This window comes from Gardnerella sp. c10Ua_244, assembly GCF_055818055.1.
Genome location: NZ_JARFVS010000033.1, coordinates 1 through 504 on the forward strand (window position 1 = coordinate 1; position 504 = coordinate 504).

A 504-nucleotide genomic window follows, 5' to 3' on the forward strand; every position below is an offset into this window, starting at 1 on the left:
GAATTCAAAAAGGAGAATTAGTACTATGTCTAAATTAAATAACACGAAGGTTATCACCGGTAAGAACACGCGTCTTTCCTATTTTAACGGTTGGGAGCCAAAGTCTATTAACGGCGGTCCTGAAAAATATAGTGTTTCACTGCTTATCCCTAAAAGTGATGTTGAAACAGTAAACGCTATTGAGAAAGCTATTGATGCTGCTATTGAGGAAGGTGTCGGTAAGTTTGGTGGTAAAAAACCAAACAAGGCTGCTCTTAAAACACCACTCAGGGACGGGGATATTGAGCGTGATGATGAAGCGTATAAAGGACATTACTTCATTAACGCGAACTCAACCACGGCTCCGCAGATTGTAGACAAACAGGTAAAACCAATCATGGACCGTAGTGAAGTGTATTCAGGCTGCTATGCGAGAGTTTCCATCAACTTTTACGCGTTTAACTCTAACGGTAATAAGGGAGTTGCTTGCGGTCTTTGCAATATTCAAAAGATTCGAGACGGTGA

Annotated in this window: 1 protein-coding gene; it reads left to right on the forward strand. The window is 41.1% G+C overall.

The features are described 5' to 3' along the window. Positions 1–25 precede the first annotated feature (25 nt). A partial coding sequence (locus P0108_RS07180; RefSeq protein WP_473730946.1) for a DUF2815 family protein occupies positions 26–504 on the forward strand: 479 nt, incomplete at its 3' end.